The organism is Segatella maculosa OT 289 (genome assembly GCF_000243015.1).
Lineage (GTDB): Bacteria > Bacteroidota > Bacteroidia > Bacteroidales > Bacteroidaceae > Prevotella > Prevotella maculosa.
The window spans coordinates 1-16061 of sequence record NZ_JH594502.1; the positions used below are offsets into that span (position 1 = coordinate 1).

At 47.2% G+C, this 16061-nt stretch carries 10 protein-coding genes; 3 read left to right on the plus strand and 7 right to left on the minus strand.

What is annotated here, in order from left to right; translation table 11 throughout:
• Positions 1 to 424: 424 nt before the first annotated feature.
• Entirely contained in the window at positions 425 to 1435 is a 1011-nt protein-coding gene (locus HMPREF9944_RS04150; protein WP_008564655.1) for an aspartate-semialdehyde dehydrogenase, read from the minus strand.
• A gap of 383 nt (positions 1436 to 1818) precedes the next feature.
• Here HMPREF9944_RS04150 and HMPREF9944_RS04155 point away from each other — a divergent pair, with 383 nt between their 5' ends.
• The 3 genes from HMPREF9944_RS04155 (at position 1819) to HMPREF9944_RS04165 (ending at position 4223) form a co-directional block, all read left to right on the plus strand.
• A complete protein-coding gene (locus HMPREF9944_RS04155; RefSeq protein ID WP_044113346.1) occupies positions 1819 to 3093 on the plus strand; it encodes a glycosyltransferase family 4 protein in 1275 nt (424 codons plus the stop codon).
• The gene (locus HMPREF9944_RS04160) at positions 3090 to 3866 is read left to right on the plus strand and encodes a glycosyltransferase family 2 protein (RefSeq protein ID WP_008564658.1); all 777 of its coding nucleotides are present in this window, start codon (positions 3090 to 3092) and stop codon (positions 3864 to 3866) included. The genes HMPREF9944_RS04155 and HMPREF9944_RS04160 overlap by 4 nt, the downstream gene beginning before the upstream one ends.
• A gap of 87 nt (positions 3867 to 3953) precedes the next feature.
• Positions 3954 to 4223, plus strand: coding sequence for a hypothetical protein (locus HMPREF9944_RS04165; protein WP_008564660.1), 270 nt, complete (start codon positions 3954 to 3956; stop codon positions 4221 to 4223).
• Between the two features lie 525 nt (positions 4224 to 4748).
• On the opposite strand, the gene HMPREF9944_RS04170 is transcribed toward HMPREF9944_RS04165, so the two are convergent.
• The 6 genes from HMPREF9944_RS04170 to HMPREF9944_RS04195 form a co-directional block, all read right to left on the minus strand.
• A complete protein-coding gene (locus tag HMPREF9944_RS04170; protein WP_008564661.1) occupies positions 4749 to 6398 on the minus strand; it encodes an alpha-galactosidase in 1650 nt (549 codons plus the stop codon).
• Positions 6399 to 6461: 63 nt separating this feature from the next.
• A complete protein-coding gene (locus HMPREF9944_RS04175; RefSeq protein ID WP_044113347.1) occupies positions 6462 to 8369 on the minus strand; it encodes a hybrid sensor histidine kinase/response regulator transcription factor in 1908 nt (635 codons plus the stop codon).
• Positions 8370 to 8592: 223 nt separating this feature from the next.
• Positions 8593 to 9861 (minus strand): alpha/beta hydrolase family protein, encoded by a 1269-nt coding sequence (locus HMPREF9944_RS04180; RefSeq protein ID WP_008564663.1) that lies wholly within the window; start codon positions 9859 to 9861, stop codon positions 8593 to 8595.
• A gap of 431 nt (positions 9862 to 10292) precedes the next feature.
• A complete protein-coding gene (locus HMPREF9944_RS04185; protein ID WP_008564664.1) occupies positions 10293 to 10673 on the minus strand; it encodes a hypothetical protein in 381 nt (126 codons plus the stop codon).
• A gap of 72 nt (positions 10674 to 10745) precedes the next feature.
• Entirely contained in the window at positions 10746 to 12365 is a 1620-nt protein-coding gene (locus tag HMPREF9944_RS04190) for a SusD/RagB family nutrient-binding outer membrane lipoprotein (protein ID WP_008564665.1), read from the minus strand.
• Between the two features lie 19 nt (positions 12366 to 12384).
• Complete coding sequence (locus tag HMPREF9944_RS04195) at positions 12385 to 15552, minus strand: SusC/RagA family TonB-linked outer membrane protein (RefSeq protein WP_008564666.1); 3168 nt, start codon at positions 15550 to 15552, stop codon at positions 12385 to 12387.
• Positions 15553 to 16061 lie beyond the last annotated feature (509 nt).

Genomic DNA, 16061 nt, shown 5'->3' on the forward strand with positions numbered 1-16061 from the left:
AAAAGTTACAAAGGCCCGACTCTTTCACACGATGAAATGGCTGAGATTGAAATATAAAGTGTAAGCAATTGATTATCATTCGAATGTATGTAGGGACGCACGGCTCGTGCGTCCGCTCGATTCCGATTGACAGTTGACAAGTAAACAAAGCGAATAAGTTGCATGCTTTACAGTATGTAGGGACGCACGGCTCGTGCGTCCGCTCGCATTCCGATTGACAGTTGGCAAGTAAACGAGTGACTAAGTTGCATGCTTTATAGTATATAGGGACGCACGGCCTGTGCGTCCCTACGAACCGTGCGTTTCTTGCATCGACATCATGGCTTGTTGATGTGTAAAAATGCACTGGGATTAAAAGGCAAGGTATAAACGTTTACTCCCCCTCCCTCTTCGGGAAGCAGGGTAGGGGAGAAGCTTATGGCTATTAGTCCTTTCTGTGTGTGTTCAGATATTCAGCAATCTGCACGGCATTCAAGGCTGCTCCTTTGCGGATTTGGTCGCCTGTAAGCCAAAGCGTGTTGCTGTTGTCATCGGCCAGATCCTTGCGCACGCGGCCCACGTAGATGTCGTCTTTCCCTGCACTGTCGAGAGGCATCGGGTAAACATAGTGCTGTGGGTCGTCAACCAAGGTGACACCGGGAGCTGCTGCCAAGGCCTTGCGAATGGATTCGACGGAAATCGGTTCCTCAGTTTCGAACCACACGCTTTCAGAATGGGAACGAAGCGAACTGATGCGCACGCAGGTGGCACTCGTGCGCACGTCGCTGTGCATGATCTTGCGTGTTTCGTTGAACATCTTCATTTCTTCCTTGGTGTAGTCGTTGGGCGTCATTTTGTCAATCTGCGGAATGACATTGTAAGCCAGCTGGTGAGAGAACTTGTTGATGGTCTTCACCCGTCCTTCTTCGACGAGTTCCTTGTATTGTTGCTCCAATTCTTGCATGGCAGCGGCCCCGGCTCCGCTTGCACTCTGATAGCTCGCGATGTGGATTTTACGAATATGGCTGAGCCGTTCAATCGGTTTCATCACGACAACCATCATAATTGTGGTGCAATTGGGGTTGGCTATGATGCGTCGGGGGCAGTTCAAGGCGTCTTCGGCATTCACTTCGGGCACCACCAACGGCACGTCGTCGCACATGCGGAAGGCACTTGAGTTGTCAATCATGATGGCTCCATGCTTTGTGATGGTCTCGGCAAACACCTCGGAAGTGTCACCACCGGCTGATGTGAATGCGATATCAACGCCTTTGAAGTCGTCGTTGTGTTGCAGGAGTCTCACTTCGTAGTCCTTGCCCTTGAAGTTATATTTCCGACCTGCACTGCGTGCCGAACCAAACAAGACCAAATCGTCCACAGGGAAGTCTCTCTCAGCAAGAATACGCAGGAGTTCTTGTCCTACGGCACCGCTTGCTCCAACAATTGCTACTCTCATAATTCGGTAATTTTATTTATAAATTCATTATTTTCTGTTGCAAATTTACGATATTTTCGCTAACCTGGCTATAAAACGGAAGGAAAAGTGTCATCTTAAGACAAAAAATATCGGAACCCAATCACGGGCTCCGATGGTTTGTTTTCTTTGTTCTCAAAGTAAATGGTAACCTCACGGTCGCCATTGCCAGCCATGAAACAATCTTACTAAACTTTACCTTAAAATGAATGACTAACCTTTGAGATCTATTACTACTAATTATTAACATTTGATTTTGATACTACAAAGATACATCGCTTTTGATTTAGATGCAAGAAATTAACGTATTTTTTGTGTGGAAAAATTATTTCGTCTATCTTTGCAAGGAGATAGTCGAAAGAATAATGAGAATTCTGATTGTAAACACAAGCGAACGCACCGGAGGGGCTGCCGTTGCAGCCAACCGACTGATGGAGGCACTCAACAACAACGGTGTGAAGGCCAAGATGTTGGTGCGCGATAAGCTGACAAACGACATCAGTGTGGCAGAACTTCCCCATCAGTTGCGCAATCAATTGCATTTTCTTTGGGAACGATGGTGCATCTTTTGGCATCTTCGTTTCAGCAAACAACATCTCTTCGAGGTGGATATGGCCAATGTAGGAAGCGACATCACGCGGCTGCCGGAGTTCAAAGAAGCCGATATTATCCATCTTTCATGGGTCAATCAAGGCATGCTTTCGCTGAAAGGAATACGCAGAATACTCGACAGTGGCAAGCCTGTTGTGTGGACGATGCACGATATTTGGCCTGCCACCGGCATTTGTCACATCACGCTCGGCTGCCTGCATTACCAGTCAACTTGCGGCAATTGCCGTCTACTTCCACATGGCGGTTCGCCCCACGACCTGTCTTATAAGGTGCTCCGTCGCAAGAAAACGATGCTCAAGGATCGCAACATCTCATTCGTCACCTGTAGCAAATGGCTCGAAAAAGAGGCTCGAAAGAGTGCCGTTTTGGCCGACCAACAGATACAAACGATACCTAATCCCATCGATACCCGCATCTTCCGACCACACGACAAAAAGCAAGCGCGACTGCGTGTCAACTTACCTTTAGACATGAAAGTCATTCTCTTTGTCGCCCAACGTATAGCAAACGAGAACAAAGGCATATTTTATCTTATTGACGCCTGCCACAAAATGGCGGCTGAACACCCAGAGATGGTGCATAACACCTTTGTTGCCGTGCTCGGTGGAGGTAGAGGAAACATAGGTGATGTCTTTGATTTCTGCACGGGTAATTTAGGATATGTGAATGACACTCGACAGATAGTAGACATCTATAACGCCGCCGATGTGTTCGTTCTGCCCTCACTTTCAGAGAATCTTCCCAACACTATTATGGAGGCAATGGCCTGCGGTGTGCCCTGTGTGGGCTTCAATGTGGGGGGTATTCCCGAAGAAATCGACCATCTGAAAAACGGATATGTGGCCGAATATCGTAATGTCTCAGACCTTGCCAAGGGCTTGTATTGGGTGCTCAACGAGGCCGACAGCGAGGCATTAAGCCGAGAAGCCGTTCGCAAAGTGACGGCAAGTTACTCGCAACATGCCGTTGCCATGAAATATATAGAGGTGTACAACCGGGCTTTTTCGCTCAAAAACAATCGCACATGATTACCTTTTCCATCATCACCTGCACCTATCAAGCGGCCGAAGTGCTGCAAAGAACGCTCGACAGCGTGCTCAACCAAAGTTATCCGCACGTGGAACACATCATTCTCGATGGGGCTTCGCAAGATGCAACAATAGCCATGGTGAACCGTTATATCACGGAGAACGACAGCCGAACCGACTGCTTTCACCGCGTCGTTTTCAGCTCCGAGCCCGACAAGGGACTCTATGATGCCATGAATAAAGGCATCAATAAGGCCACAGGCGACTATCTTGTGTTTATCAATGCGGGCGATGTTCTACCCTCAGACACACTTGACCACATTGCCGCCTGCGTTGGAGAGGGCGAAACGCTCCCCGGCGTGCTCTATGGCGACACGGATATCGTTGACAATGACGGCCGTTTCGTGCGTCATCGCCGCCTCTGTCCGCCCCAAAATCTCACGTGGAAGTCGTTCCGTCACGGTATGGTGGTGTGCCATCAAGCCTTTTATTGCCGCACGGATATAGCCAAACGTAATCCCTATAATCTGCATTTCAGGTTCTCGGCTGATGTGGATTGGTGTATCCGTGTCATGAAAGATGCAGCGCAACACGGCCTATCTTTGCGGCCTGTCAACGCCGTCATCGTTGACTATCTCGATGGCGGAATGAGCGTAAAGCACCACAGGGCATCGCTGAAAGAGCGTTTCCGAGTGATGCAACGTCACTATGGTTTGCTCACGACCTTAGCCTTTCATGCGTGGTTTGCCATGCGAAGTGTTTTACGAAAATAAGTGAAAAATGTTATTTTCAGATAATTTTTTTTCTATATTTTGATGCTTCGTGCTATATTTGCAGTGTTCAATTAAAAATAAAACGATATGAAAAAAATGATGTTATGTGCAGCCCTGATGGTTGCTTCGTTTGGTTTTGTCAATGCACAGAATGCGAAACCGGCAGACAAGAAGTGTAATCACACCGAACAGTGTGCCAAAGACAAGAAGTGCGATGCCGACAAGCACGAGTGCAAAGACGGCAAGAAAGACGACAAAAAATGCAGCAAGAAAGAGTGCGATAAGAAACCTTGCTGCAAGAAAGACGCTGCCAAGAAGGGTGAGTGCAACAAGAAAGCAAAGCCGGTGAAGAAGTAAGCGCACGTCTTCTGGCCTGTTCAAGGGCCGAAGCCATGCATTTCTGAAACAAACAGCGAGCGCCAAGAAGCATCGAAGCATGCATCTTGGCGCTTTTCGCTTGTCGGTCGACGAGAACTGCACCCTTTCTCGGTTGCTTTTTGGCTCGACAGAGATTTTATTCCTCCCAATTCGGTCATTACCTTGCTCCGTATGCGCAAGCATCAAATGGAAAGGAAAATGACTTTCGCCCCGGGGCGAAAGCTCCAAATGTAAACATGTCTTAACGTCGCCCCGGGGCGAAAGCTCCAAATGTAAACGTGTCTTAACGTCGCCCTAGGGCGAAAGCTTCAAATGTAAACATGTCTTAACATCGCCCTAGGGCGAAAGTCTCAAATGTAAATATGTCTTAACGTCGCCCTAGGGCAAAGGCTTCAAAGCTAAACAGATGTTAACTGCGCTCCGAGCGCAAGCCTTTTAATGACCGATTTGGGGTAATGGGGGGAGAGACAAATGGCGCGTAACCCATTAAATCTCTACTGAGCCCTATTTCCCCGTGACGGTTTTATCCACATAAAGGCAATCGACGGCGGGAATCAAGGTCAAGGGACTGTAGAGTTTCACTTCGTTGTCGCCCGGCTTCAGGTTGATTTCGAACGCAGCCTCTTTGAAATCAATTTGGTTTTTGGCTATGGCTTGTTGGGAGGTTTGGAGCGCGTAGGCCTCTTTTCCGTTCACCATCACTTTCATGGTGAGCCGTTGTGCATCGACATATCTGATGCGTAGCTTGTAGGTTCCGCCTTGCTCGCTCCACACATGCTTCCAAACGAGCGTGTTGTCCATGTCGCCGCCCACGTTCGAAACGCATATTCCGCCGCTGGAGCCTTTCACTTTGGTGAAACCTACAGGCAATTTGCGCTTGCCCAAATCGTTGTAAGCCGGCAGATAAGCCCACTCTGCTTCATAACGCGTGGGCGCTATGCGTTGCTTGGCCTCTATGGTCATTACCTTGATTCCATGTGCCGGCACCGTAGCCTTCAGCACATTGCCGTTCATGGCAGGGCTTTTCACGGTTTCTATCTTTACCTCCGCATGCGAAATGACGTCTTTCGCCTTCGCTTTTCCTGCCAATTCCAATTCAGACAGCGGGACTTCGAAGCTCAATGCCGTGTCGGCAGGGTTGTAGAGCGCTACGGCTCTTGTCAATCCGCGCCGTTCTTTGATGTCTTTCACGAAGACATAGCCGGGACCTTGGCGTAAAGCAACATAGGCTTGCAGTCCCAATCGGTCTTGGTTGATGGCCAACAGCTCTCGGTTCTTCAATAATGCCAGCGAACTTTCATTGAGTTTGTTGAGATCGCAGCCAATAAGCATCGGCGAACTCATCATGCACCACATGCCGACGTGCACTTCTTCCTCGCTTGGTTTCAGGCCGCGACCAATCTCAAGCATGTCCATGTCGTTGTAATGGCCGTCACCTGCAAAGGCCGAAAGATACATGTTTTTCTCTATGATATACTTGATGGAGCTCCAATTGGGCAGAATGTCGCGGCTGATGCGCCAAGAAGTGGCGATGTTTTTCGCCCAAACACCGGGGAAAGCCCATCTGCAAATGTTGATGGAAACCGGATGTCCGGCCTCTTTCTTGATGGCTTCGCAGACAGCAGTGTATCGTTTCTGCTCCTCAAGGTCGAGCCATGTGCCGGCACCGCAGTAATCTATCTTGATGAAATCAAAGCCCCAATCGCGGAAATACAGTCGGGCATCTTGCTCTTCGTGCCCATAAAGGCCGGCACCGAAGCCATGGTCGTCGGCATCATACTTAGAACCGCACGTGTTTGCACCTGCATCGGAGTAGATTCCGGCCATCAAGCCTTTCGAATGTATGTAGTCGGCCACCACTTTCAGCCCATTCGGAAAACGTTGCGGGTGAGGATGCATCTCACCCGAGGCATCTCGCCAGCCAAAGAAGCCGTCGTCGATGTTGATATGGGTGTAGCCCACGTCTTTCAAGCCCAACCTGACCATTGCGTCGGCTTGTGTTCGTATCAGTGAATCGCTGATGTTGACATGGAAAGTGTTCCAAGAACTCCATCCCATGATGGGTGGTGCGAACTGTTGTGCCTCGACCCGGCACGGAAGAACGCTCAGACTGAAAAATAAAAAACCAATAAAGTTGCGCTGTTTAGCTGTCATGATGGTTAGATTTTGATGTTTGAAAGTTATAGATTGGTTGATAAAGGGAAATGAAAAACCGTTTCAGGCCCCTTTTTTGAATTTGCTCGGCGAGATACCGTAGTACTTTTTGAAAGCCGTACTGAAATATTTGGCATCCGAGAGCCCTATTTCCACGGCCACTTCCTGCACTTGTTCGCCCCTCTGCAACAGTTCGGCAGCCTTTCGCATGCGCAGGATCGTGATGAATTCTCCGGGCGATTTCCCGGTCAGGGCTTTCAGTTTCTCATATAAAATGGTGCGGCTCACCGCGATTTCCCTGCATAGCGATTTGATGGAGAAGTCTGTTTTGTTCATATTTTCCATGACGTATGAAAGACAATGGTCGAGAAAACGGTGGTCGGTTTCATTCAGTTCGGGTTTGTTTTCCGTGTCCGTGGTCCGGTCTGTGACTTCCGTTTCGTGCTTGAAGCCGTATTGCTGCACGGCTTTCTCGCGCAATCGGGTCTGTGCATTGAGCATGTTGCGCACCTTCGCCTTGAGTTTTGCCGAGTCGAACGGCTTCGGAATATAGTCGTCGGCCCCACAATCGAAGCCTTTCATGGCCTCCGCTCTTCCCGATCTGGCCGTCAGCAGAATGACGGGGATATGCGATGTCTCGACAGAAGTCTTGATTTTGCGGCACAAAGTGTCGCCTTTGATGCCCGGCATCAGCACATCACTGATGATAAAGTCTACCGTGTTCTGCTTCAAAGCGGCCAGTGCCGTGTCGCCATCGGGCATCGTAACAACCTGATAATCGTCTTTAAAAACATCATACAGATAGGAACGAAGTGCGTCGTTATCCTCAATAATCATCAAACGTTTCCGATGCAGCGTATCTTCCAAGCCGGTTTCGCTTTGCCAGACAGTCGGCTGAGCCGTTTGAAGCTGCAGCCGATGAGCAATGGGTCCGGCCATTCGCGGCCTTTGATGCCTGATATGGGCGCGCAACGGCGATAACAGTCGCAGCAGTTTCCAATGCCGTTGCTTGCGAGAAAAGGTGATGAAGAACGTCGTTCCCTTACCTTCGGTGCTGTCGAACGTGATGTCGCCTTGGTGCATTCGCATGATTTCGCGCGCAAAAGCCAACCCCAGTCCGTTGCCACTGGGATTGTCGCCGGTTGCATTGGCTGCCCTGTAAAACAAGGTGAATACTCTTTTCTGCGATTTCTGCGGAATTCCGATGCCCGTGTCGCTGACGGCAACAGTTGTATGATGTTTGTCCTGTTGCAATTCGATGGTGACTTTTCCGCCTTGACGGTTATATTTCACGGCGTTTGAAATCACATTATATAATACGTGGTCTATTTCGTTGCGGTTCATCCCCACCGTCACTTCTTCTTTCGGCAGGATCAGCCGCTGATGTATGTCTTTTTCATGGAAGAGTGGGGCGCAATGTGCGACGATTTCGCTCAGACGGGCTTTCAGGTCGCAGTGCCCCGTACGTTTTTTCCTGCTGCCTGATGCGCGAAAGTCTATCTTTTGGAAGTCAAGCAGTTCAGTGGTGAGTTGATAAAGGTTGCGGGCACCGACTAAAGCGGGTGAAAGTTTCCGACGTTCTTCAAGCGACAAGCCGTTTTCGTCGTCCAAATCGCTTAAAGGATTGACAATCAAGGTCAGCTGTGTCCGCATGTCATGCGCCGTATTTGCGAAGAATTGCAGTCTGCGCATGAAAAGTCGCCTTTCAATTCGGCCCAGATAGTTGCGCCGAATGCTGTAGAACGTCAGCAAAACGAGCAGAAGATAAACCGTCCAGTCTTGATGAGGCGACTGTATGTAGGCTAACTCGCCGACCGTGCTGCCCACATTGTGTGCCGACAATGCACTGCCGGCGGCATAACCGAGGGCGGTAGAAACCGGAATATTGCGGATTAAATTTCCCTGTGTGGCCGAGTGCGCTCCGCAGGCAAGTGCCCATGGCAGGAATATAAACATGAAGTATTTTTTCATTGTATTGAGAACTGGTCGTTGCAAAAATACGGTTTTATTTTGACAATAAGGCAAATAAAACGTAAAAAAAACGATTGTGGCTGAAAAGACAGAAAGAAAAGTACGTGCCACTTGGTGCAACATTGCCCGATATCGGCCTCATTGACGGCCGGTATTCGTATAAAAAAGAGACCTCTGCAAAAGTCTCGAAGAGGATTTTACAGAGGTCTCAACATGATAGGGTTCATTTCATGTATTTATCACAATAATTCAAGTATTGCGTCCAATCGAAATTGGTGACATCATGAATGCCCCTGCGGATATGATAGCCTACATCATTGTGAATAGGTTGTTCAATTGCCGGTGGTATAGGGCTGTCCAAGCCATGCATTCCATACAGTTTATACACGTCTTTTGTATAATAAGCTCCGAGATACTCGCCCTTTTGGTCGGCCCACATGTCCTCTTCTGCACTGGCAACATACAAGTGACGCGGGGCGATTAAAGCCAATAACTCGTGTTGGTCGAATGGCATACTTGCCTCGTTTCCTGCATATTGATTGAATGCCGGGCAGAACCAATGCGGGAAGGTAGTCGTAATCCGGGCAACGTTCTCGCCGAAAACTCTCTTGGAAAGTGCAGCTCCGCCACAACCTGAGCAATTTGATATGACAACCTTGAACCGAGTATCTTGTGCACCGGCCCAAAGTGCAGCCTTACCTTGCCGCGAATGTCCGAGCAATGCAATACGATTGCCGTCTATCCTGCTCTCGTTATCGATGATATAATCCGCTATACGGCTCGATCCCCATGCCCAAGCGCCAATAGCATTCCATTCATCGTGATTCTTGGACCTCTTGTCGTAATCAGAGAACAAAGAAATGACACTGTAATCGCGCAGCCCATTGAGGTCAGGATAGATGTCGCCGTAGAACATTGTGGCTACAGCATAACCGCGATCGATGATCATTTCAAACGGCCAACGCCTTTTCTGACTGGCACGAATCCATACTTCACTGCTGGGATCCTCTGACAAATGCATTGAAGGAGACGCAAAAATGGGTTTCTCTGTGGTTGTCGATTGGTTGCCAAGAAAGTTATATCCGATGAAAACCGGTGCTTTTCCGTTCACCTTATTCGGTAGGTAAAGTAACAGAATGGCTTCGATCTTCTTCCTTCCATTCGTAAACGTGAACAGAACCTGCTTGCGGGTGGCTTTTCCGTTCAGCGCATTCGGGTCTTCGGAGAGCAAATCGTACGACACTTTGATTTTTTCAGTTGGCGTACGTCCATACTCTAACGAAGAGAATATCTCAAGTAACTCTAAACGACGGATAGTTTCCCAGTCCTTTATCGTCTTTACTTTCTTCCCATTATTGCATGTCAGCACATCAGGCAGCGTAAACTGAGGTACCTTACTCTCGTTCTCATTGATGCGATTTTTATAATCCTGCGCAAAAACGGCAGTAAGAGATAAACACATCATCAAAAAAGTTAAACCTAATTTTCTCATTTTTTCTTTCTTTATTAATAGATTAAGGTGTTAAAATTAAATGATTTTTCCATTTAGAGGCATTAGAGACGGCAGTTGTTGTTGAATAGATTTGGATTTTATACCTGCTTTCTTGAAAGGTTCACAAGCGGTTTTTAATATGCAAAAGCATTAACGGCTGTAAATACAGGATATATTTTTGTAAAGGCATTCAAAGGAGAATGAAAACTTATTCTTTTCAGGTTAGAAGGTTGGAAAAGCGTCTCTACTGCACAATATCAGTCATTTTGTAATTTAATTTCAGCCATTTTACCGCGCAATATGGCTGATATTGCATGGTAAAATGGCTGAGATTGGGTCGTAAAATGACTGAAACAGAAAGGCAAGACCGACCATAAGCCGATTTTACATGCCTGTCTGTTGATTGTAATGTCATTTGCTACAACTCTTTATTAACGGCTCCATACGTTGAGGACAGCTTCACGTGAAGTCTCGTATTTGGCCGTCTTCACAACCAGTTTAACGTTATAGGTACCGATCGCCTTGGGGATATAGCAGAGACCTGTGCCTCGATGGACCACTTCCCCATCGATATACCAAGTCCCTTCGCTGTATTGTGAAGGCGTATATTGAACGATTGGCTTTAATGTGTCGCCCAATGTGAGATTGAACTCTCCGAGATCTCCATTGCTTTTCTTGTCAGGCCATTGTCCGAAAATCTGCGGATATTCATCTTTTCCGAGTTCCGTGAAGTCTGTTTTCTCATCTTTACAACTAACGAAAACATTGCCCAAAACAAGGAGGCTTAGCAATATTAAAAAAAGATGTTTCATGATTGTGTCGCTATATTTTGTTATGAATTGAGTTACATGCTTGAAAACATTTATTTTTATCAAGAGGTTTCGTTATTGATCCCACCATACGGGCTTGTTCCAATCATCAGTTCCGCCGAGTCGTTGCAGCACTTCTTCATACTTGGCCTTGTTATATGTGCCCTCAAAGAGCGGATAACAGAGGCGTAAAGGAATAGTTTGCGAGTTTAAGCACTTGGCTCCGTATTCTGTAGAAGACTTTAATACGGGGTAATCAACCCTGCGCCAGTTGGCATATCCTTCCCATGGGTTGTCAAAATGCAGGATCCATAGTTGCATATTGATTTTCTCGATTTGGTCTTTTTGGTCGGCCGATACGTTGTTGGCTGCAATATACGTGTTGATGTCAGCATCCTTGAAGGCTTCGGCCCCATAACTTTCCAAGTGATGGAACGCGGCTTTCACACCTTCTTCGTAGAGTTGCTCGACAGTTTTGCTGCTCATCTCGCTTCCCCACCGTGCCACGGCTTCGGCTTCCAGCAACTTTGTCTCGGCAAGGGTCATGATAACGCCGGGCGAAGTAGGCCTCAAGTAGAAGTTATTGACTTGCGGTCGGCATTCCTTTGCATAGTATTTCTGCATCTTTGAGCTCCAATAGCCACTCGGCCATCGCTCCCAAGAGAAGTAACCCGGGTCTACCGGTTGGAATTTTGCTTTCGGTGCGGACAGCATATCCTCTGTGATGTCATGGCGACCAAAGGGATTATTGGGCGACGTTTCATCGTAAGTGCGGCAATAGACGAACAACCTTGGGTCGTTGGTATCTTTTAATTGATTGAAGAACGTAGAGCAGATATAGGTTGCAGGATATTCTCCTGTTCCCTTCATCAGCAGTGCTATGCCATTACGTCTGTATTCCATGGTGGCCCAATCAAAGCTGTCATAGACGTATTTGACGAGTGCTTCTTCTTCAGCTGATGAGATTAATCCGCCGGGATTGTGCAAAGCTTTACTTACTTCCTGCTTGGCAAATGCGGGATCTGCCTTTACCATGCGCATAGCATAGCGCAAATGGAGTGAGTTAGCCAGCTTTTTCCATTTCAAGATATCGCCATCATAGATGATATCTCCCTTCACCTTTGTTTTCTCACTGGCACTTAAAGAGTCGACAGCTGTCTGTAGTTCGCTCATGAAATCCTTATAGATGTCTTGTTGTTTATCGAACGTCGGCAGCACATTGTCGTCGAAATGTCCGCGACAGGCCTCAAAATAAGGTACGTCGCCATAGAGGTCTGTGACGATACCGAAGCAGTAAACCTTGAATATGCGTGCTATATAATGCAGATTGCGCTGTTTTATGTTGCTTGTGCGGTTGACAATGTCAACGAGGTTCTTGAGCGTCAGCACATACATGTAGTCATAGATTGCGCCCACATATTGCGGATGCTTCGCATAACGGCCGCCATAAGTGGTCGTTGCCCAGTTACCCATCAGGTATTGACAAAAAGGAGAAACGTAATTAAGGGTTGTTTCATGCCAAAGCCAAAAGCCCCATATCTGTGCTTCGCATTGTGTGAGCTGATAATTAGGGTCTGCATTCGATGATCTCTTTGAGTTGGTGTTCATTGACTCAAAGGCACTGTCGTCACAAGCGCATAATGCAAAGGCTGACAAGCAAAGCAAACAAGCTAAAAGTTTATGTGTTGTTTTCATAATTGAGTTCTTTCTTTCATTAGAATTTGAGGTTTACGTTCATTCCAATGCTTCTTCTCGACGGAAGTGAGCCGTATTCGAGTCCCAAAGACGGTCCATTGTTATAGTTGGAGTCAGGGTCGATATTGGGAATGTTCTTGTAGATGTTGAAAAGGTTACGTGCAACAAACGAAACGGACAGCGACTGGATAACCTTCCCCAGCAATCTTTTCGGGAAAGCATACGATAAAGTCAGCTCACGCAGCTTGACATACGAGTTGTCATAAATGAATGGACGAGCCGTATTCATGGCCACATGCATCCAATAATCCTGCGGGTTGACATAAATATCATTCGGTTTATACGTCCCATCGGGCTGCTCAATCACGCCTTTGGCAATGTATCCTCCCGTAGGCTTCCAATCTTTGGGGGCCACACCGGCTTGTAAACGTTGCTCTTCTGATGCATACCACCCGTCTCTTCCCTCGAGTGTTTCCTTATTTTTACCCGTATAATAGGCCGACCGAGCTGACATGGAATAGAGATCTGCGCCTACTTTGACATCAAAGATAGCTCCAAGCGTGAGATTTTTGTAGCGGAAGTTGGTCGTAAGTCCGCCCGTCCAGTCCCATGTTGCATTACCTAAGACTTTCAAGTCGTCGGTTATTTTGGGCAATCCCGTCTTTCCATCGATGATAACATCGCCATTTGCATTGCGCAGGAAGTCTTGTCCCATGATACAACCATAGTTCTCGCCCACCTTGGCTACGATTTTTACACCAAGCCAACGGGCTGAAGACAATTCGAACTCATCTACTCCATGGGCTAATTTCCTGACTTTATTCTTGTTCTTTGCAAAGTTCATGTTCAGATCCCAGCTGAAATCCTGCAGGTCTATCGGCCGTGTATTCAACACAATCTCGATACCTCGGTTCTCAATATCTCCGGCATTGACCATCTTAAATCTGTAACCTGAGCCGTGTGCTGTGTTCATTCGAAGGATTTGGTCCCTACTATGCTGATTATAATAGGTGACATCGAGCCCAATCCTATTGTTCAAGAACTTCAATTCAAATCCCAATTCCACAGAGTTTGTCATGGTTGGTTTAAGTTTCTTATTGGGAATCACGTCGTTTGTAATAGAAGCCATCGGATATTTCCCAAAATTATGGGGTGCCATTTCATACATTAGTTGCAACAAGTAAGGCCAAGTATCGTGTCCAACCTTTGCCCACGAAGCACGTACCTTGCCATATGGCAATATTTTCTTGTTGATATGGAAGAACTCCGAGAATAAGAAACTGCCCGAAACCGATGGATACCAATAGAGATTGTTCTGTATTGGGAGCGTGGAAGAATAGTCGCCGCGCAGCGTCATATCCATATATGCGAAGTTATCATAACCCAAATTGAGGCTTCCATAAACGGAATTGATTTGTTTGCAATAGGGTTCTTCCTCTATTTTCCGCTCGGAGAAGCTCTCCAAAGCCTTGGCATCGCGCATGACCATGTTTTGTGCCATGATGATTCGCGTCTTATTGTCTACCTTATAGATGTTCCCACCGACTGTAGCACCATAGTTTAGTTTCTTAAACCGGTCTCTATAGCTTGCCAAGAACTCTGCGGTATAGGTACGATTGCGGTAATCCTTGATAGTAAGCGCACCCATTTCGCGTCCGGGAGACGTAGGATAAGCAAAGTCTTCAAAGACGAGGAAATTCATATCCGTACCGAGAGTGGCCCGCAATGACATTTGTTTGAACGGACGATATCTGATGACTGCCGAACCTCTATAGGTGTCTTTCTTCGTATCATTGGACATTTTATTCAGCACCCAGTAGGGATTTATGTTGTATCTATCGCCGTCGTTCCAATTGTAGTATTCCCCGTTGGCATCCTGATAGTTGTCGCGCAGCCATGCTTGGTCAAAGGTTGTGGAAAGCGTCATCAGGTTTTTGGCGATGTTAGCACGGTGATCGGCCACTGCAGGACGGTTGTGAACGTTCTCGTGGGTGTACGTAACTTTGAAGTCTAAGTCCACATATTTCGTGATATTTGTATTGGCACGGAGGTTCAAAGTGTTGCGCGACATGTGCGTTTTGGGGATAAGATCCTTGTCACGCATGTCGGTATAGGTCACACGCAAGCCTGTTTTACGCACCATTTTGTCGATGATCAGCGAATTGGTTGTGTTGACTCCCGTGCGGAAAAAGCCGTCGATGTTATCCTTGACAACGAGCAACGGACGAGCCACGCCGTCAAAATAGGTCAGATAAAGACCGGGGTCGACTCTCGGTCCCCAGTTGCGATTGGAGGAATATCGGTCGTCGGAGAGCGTGATGCGACCGTCAGAACCTTGTCCGAACTCATATTGTACGTCGCTCCATTTCGTGAGTTGCGTCTCAATCGTAGCCGTACTGTTCAGTTCAATCGAGAAGTCTTTCTTCGTACTTGCCTTTTTCGTCGTGATAAGAATCACACCGTGAGAGGCCCTACTCCCGTATAAAGCCGAGGCAGCAGGCCCTTTCAGCACTGAGATATTCTCGATATCGTCGGGGTTGATGCTTGAGATTCCGTCGCCGAGGTCGAAACCTCCCCATTGATCGGAGCTGTCATAGTTGGTGTTATCCATGGGAACGCCGTCGATGACATACAGCGGTTGGTTGTTTCCCGTTAGCTCCGTGCTTCCTCTGAGGATTACTCTTGTGGAGCCCGCAGGCCCCGTTGCAGTCTGACTGATGGAGAGTCCGGCCACTTTTCCGGCCAACGAGTTGATGACATTCGTCTCTTTTGCCTTCTGTAACTCCTTTCCATCGATTTCACTCAACGAATATCCCAACGCTTTACGTTCGCGCTTGATGCCCAAAGCCGTGACAACCACTTCGTTCAAACGCTTGGTGTCTTCTCTCATCGTAATGATTATCGGTTTTCCACGCCCTGTAACTTTCACCTCTTGTGTGGCAAATCCGATGTAGCTGACAACGAGAACGGATCCCGGAGCGGCCTTGATACTGAAGTTGCCTTCCGTGTTTGAAATCGTTCCCTCTTTGGTTCCTTTGACCATAACACTGGCCCCAATGATCGGATTGTTCTCTGTGTCCAACACAGAACCGCTTACATGTGGCGTCTGAGTTTGTGCCTGCACACCATTTCCCCAAAGGAGAAAGAGGCTGAAAAGCGTCAGAAATAAATAAAGATGTTTTTTCATAAGTTGATATTATATTTAAGTATGCTTCTTTTTCAATGTGTCCTTCATCGGCAAATTCGGCACAAAGATATGGAAAAAGGAAGCGGAGAAGGTTGAAAATCTATCGGAAAACGTTTGAAATACATCGGAATGTAAGGTTAAAACCATTTAATCTATAGTTTAAAATGTTTCAAATGCGATTTCGTTTCAATTTTATTGTGCTTTGACCTCTGTCGTTCTGTTTTGTAATCTCAGCCATTTCACCGCGTAATATCACCTATTTTACCGTGTAATCTCAGCCATTTCGCACGGCAAAATAGGTGAGATTGAAACATAAGGTGCAAGTCGTTGGTTATCAGGTTGGATAAATGTAAAAGTCGACGGAATGGATATCTGCTCCAACGAGCCATACTTTTGTGTCTTCATTCAACTTGAGCGGACGCACGAGCCGTGCGTCCCTACATACCTATCATGGTCGTATTGCAGTGTAAAATAGTTGATGGGAGGAGTTGCTCGAAGGCATGTAGACA

What these genes read in the sequence shown, in the direction of transcription:
- HMPREF9944_RS04150 (WP_008564655.1), bottom strand. Translation starts at nt 1,435, where the DNA reads ATGAGAGTAGCAATTGTTGGAGCAAGCGGTGCCGTAGGACAAGAACTC.
- HMPREF9944_RS04155 (WP_044113346.1), top strand. Translation starts at nt 1,819, where the DNA reads ATGAGAATTCTGATTGTAAACACAAGCGAACGCACCGGAGGGGCTGCC.
- HMPREF9944_RS04160 (WP_008564658.1), top strand. Translation starts at nt 3,090, where the DNA reads ATGATTACCTTTTCCATCATCACCTGCACCTATCAAGCGGCCGAAGTG.
- HMPREF9944_RS04165 (WP_008564660.1), top strand. Translation starts at nt 3,954, where the DNA reads ATGAAAAAAATGATGTTATGTGCAGCCCTGATGGTTGCTTCGTTTGGT.
- HMPREF9944_RS04170 (WP_008564661.1), bottom strand. Translation starts at nt 6,398, where the DNA reads ATGACAGCTAAACAGCGCAACTTTATTGGTTTTTTATTTTTCAGTCTG.
- HMPREF9944_RS04175 (WP_044113347.1), bottom strand. Translation starts at nt 8,369, where the DNA reads ATGAAAAAATACTTCATGTTTATATTCCTGCCATGGGCACTTGCCTGC.
- HMPREF9944_RS04180 (WP_008564663.1), bottom strand. Translation starts at nt 9,861, where the DNA reads ATGAGAAAATTAGGTTTAACTTTTTTGATGATGTGTTTATCTCTTACT.
- HMPREF9944_RS04185 (WP_008564664.1), bottom strand. Translation starts at nt 10,673, where the DNA reads ATGAAACATCTTTTTTTAATATTGCTAAGCCTCCTTGTTTTGGGCAAT.
- HMPREF9944_RS04190 (WP_008564665.1), bottom strand. Translation starts at nt 12,365, where the DNA reads ATGAAAACAACACATAAACTTTTAGCTTGTTTGCTTTGCTTGTCAGCC.
- HMPREF9944_RS04195 (WP_008564666.1), bottom strand. Translation starts at nt 15,552, where the DNA reads ATGAAAAAACATCTTTATTTATTTCTGACGCTTTTCAGCCTCTTTCTC.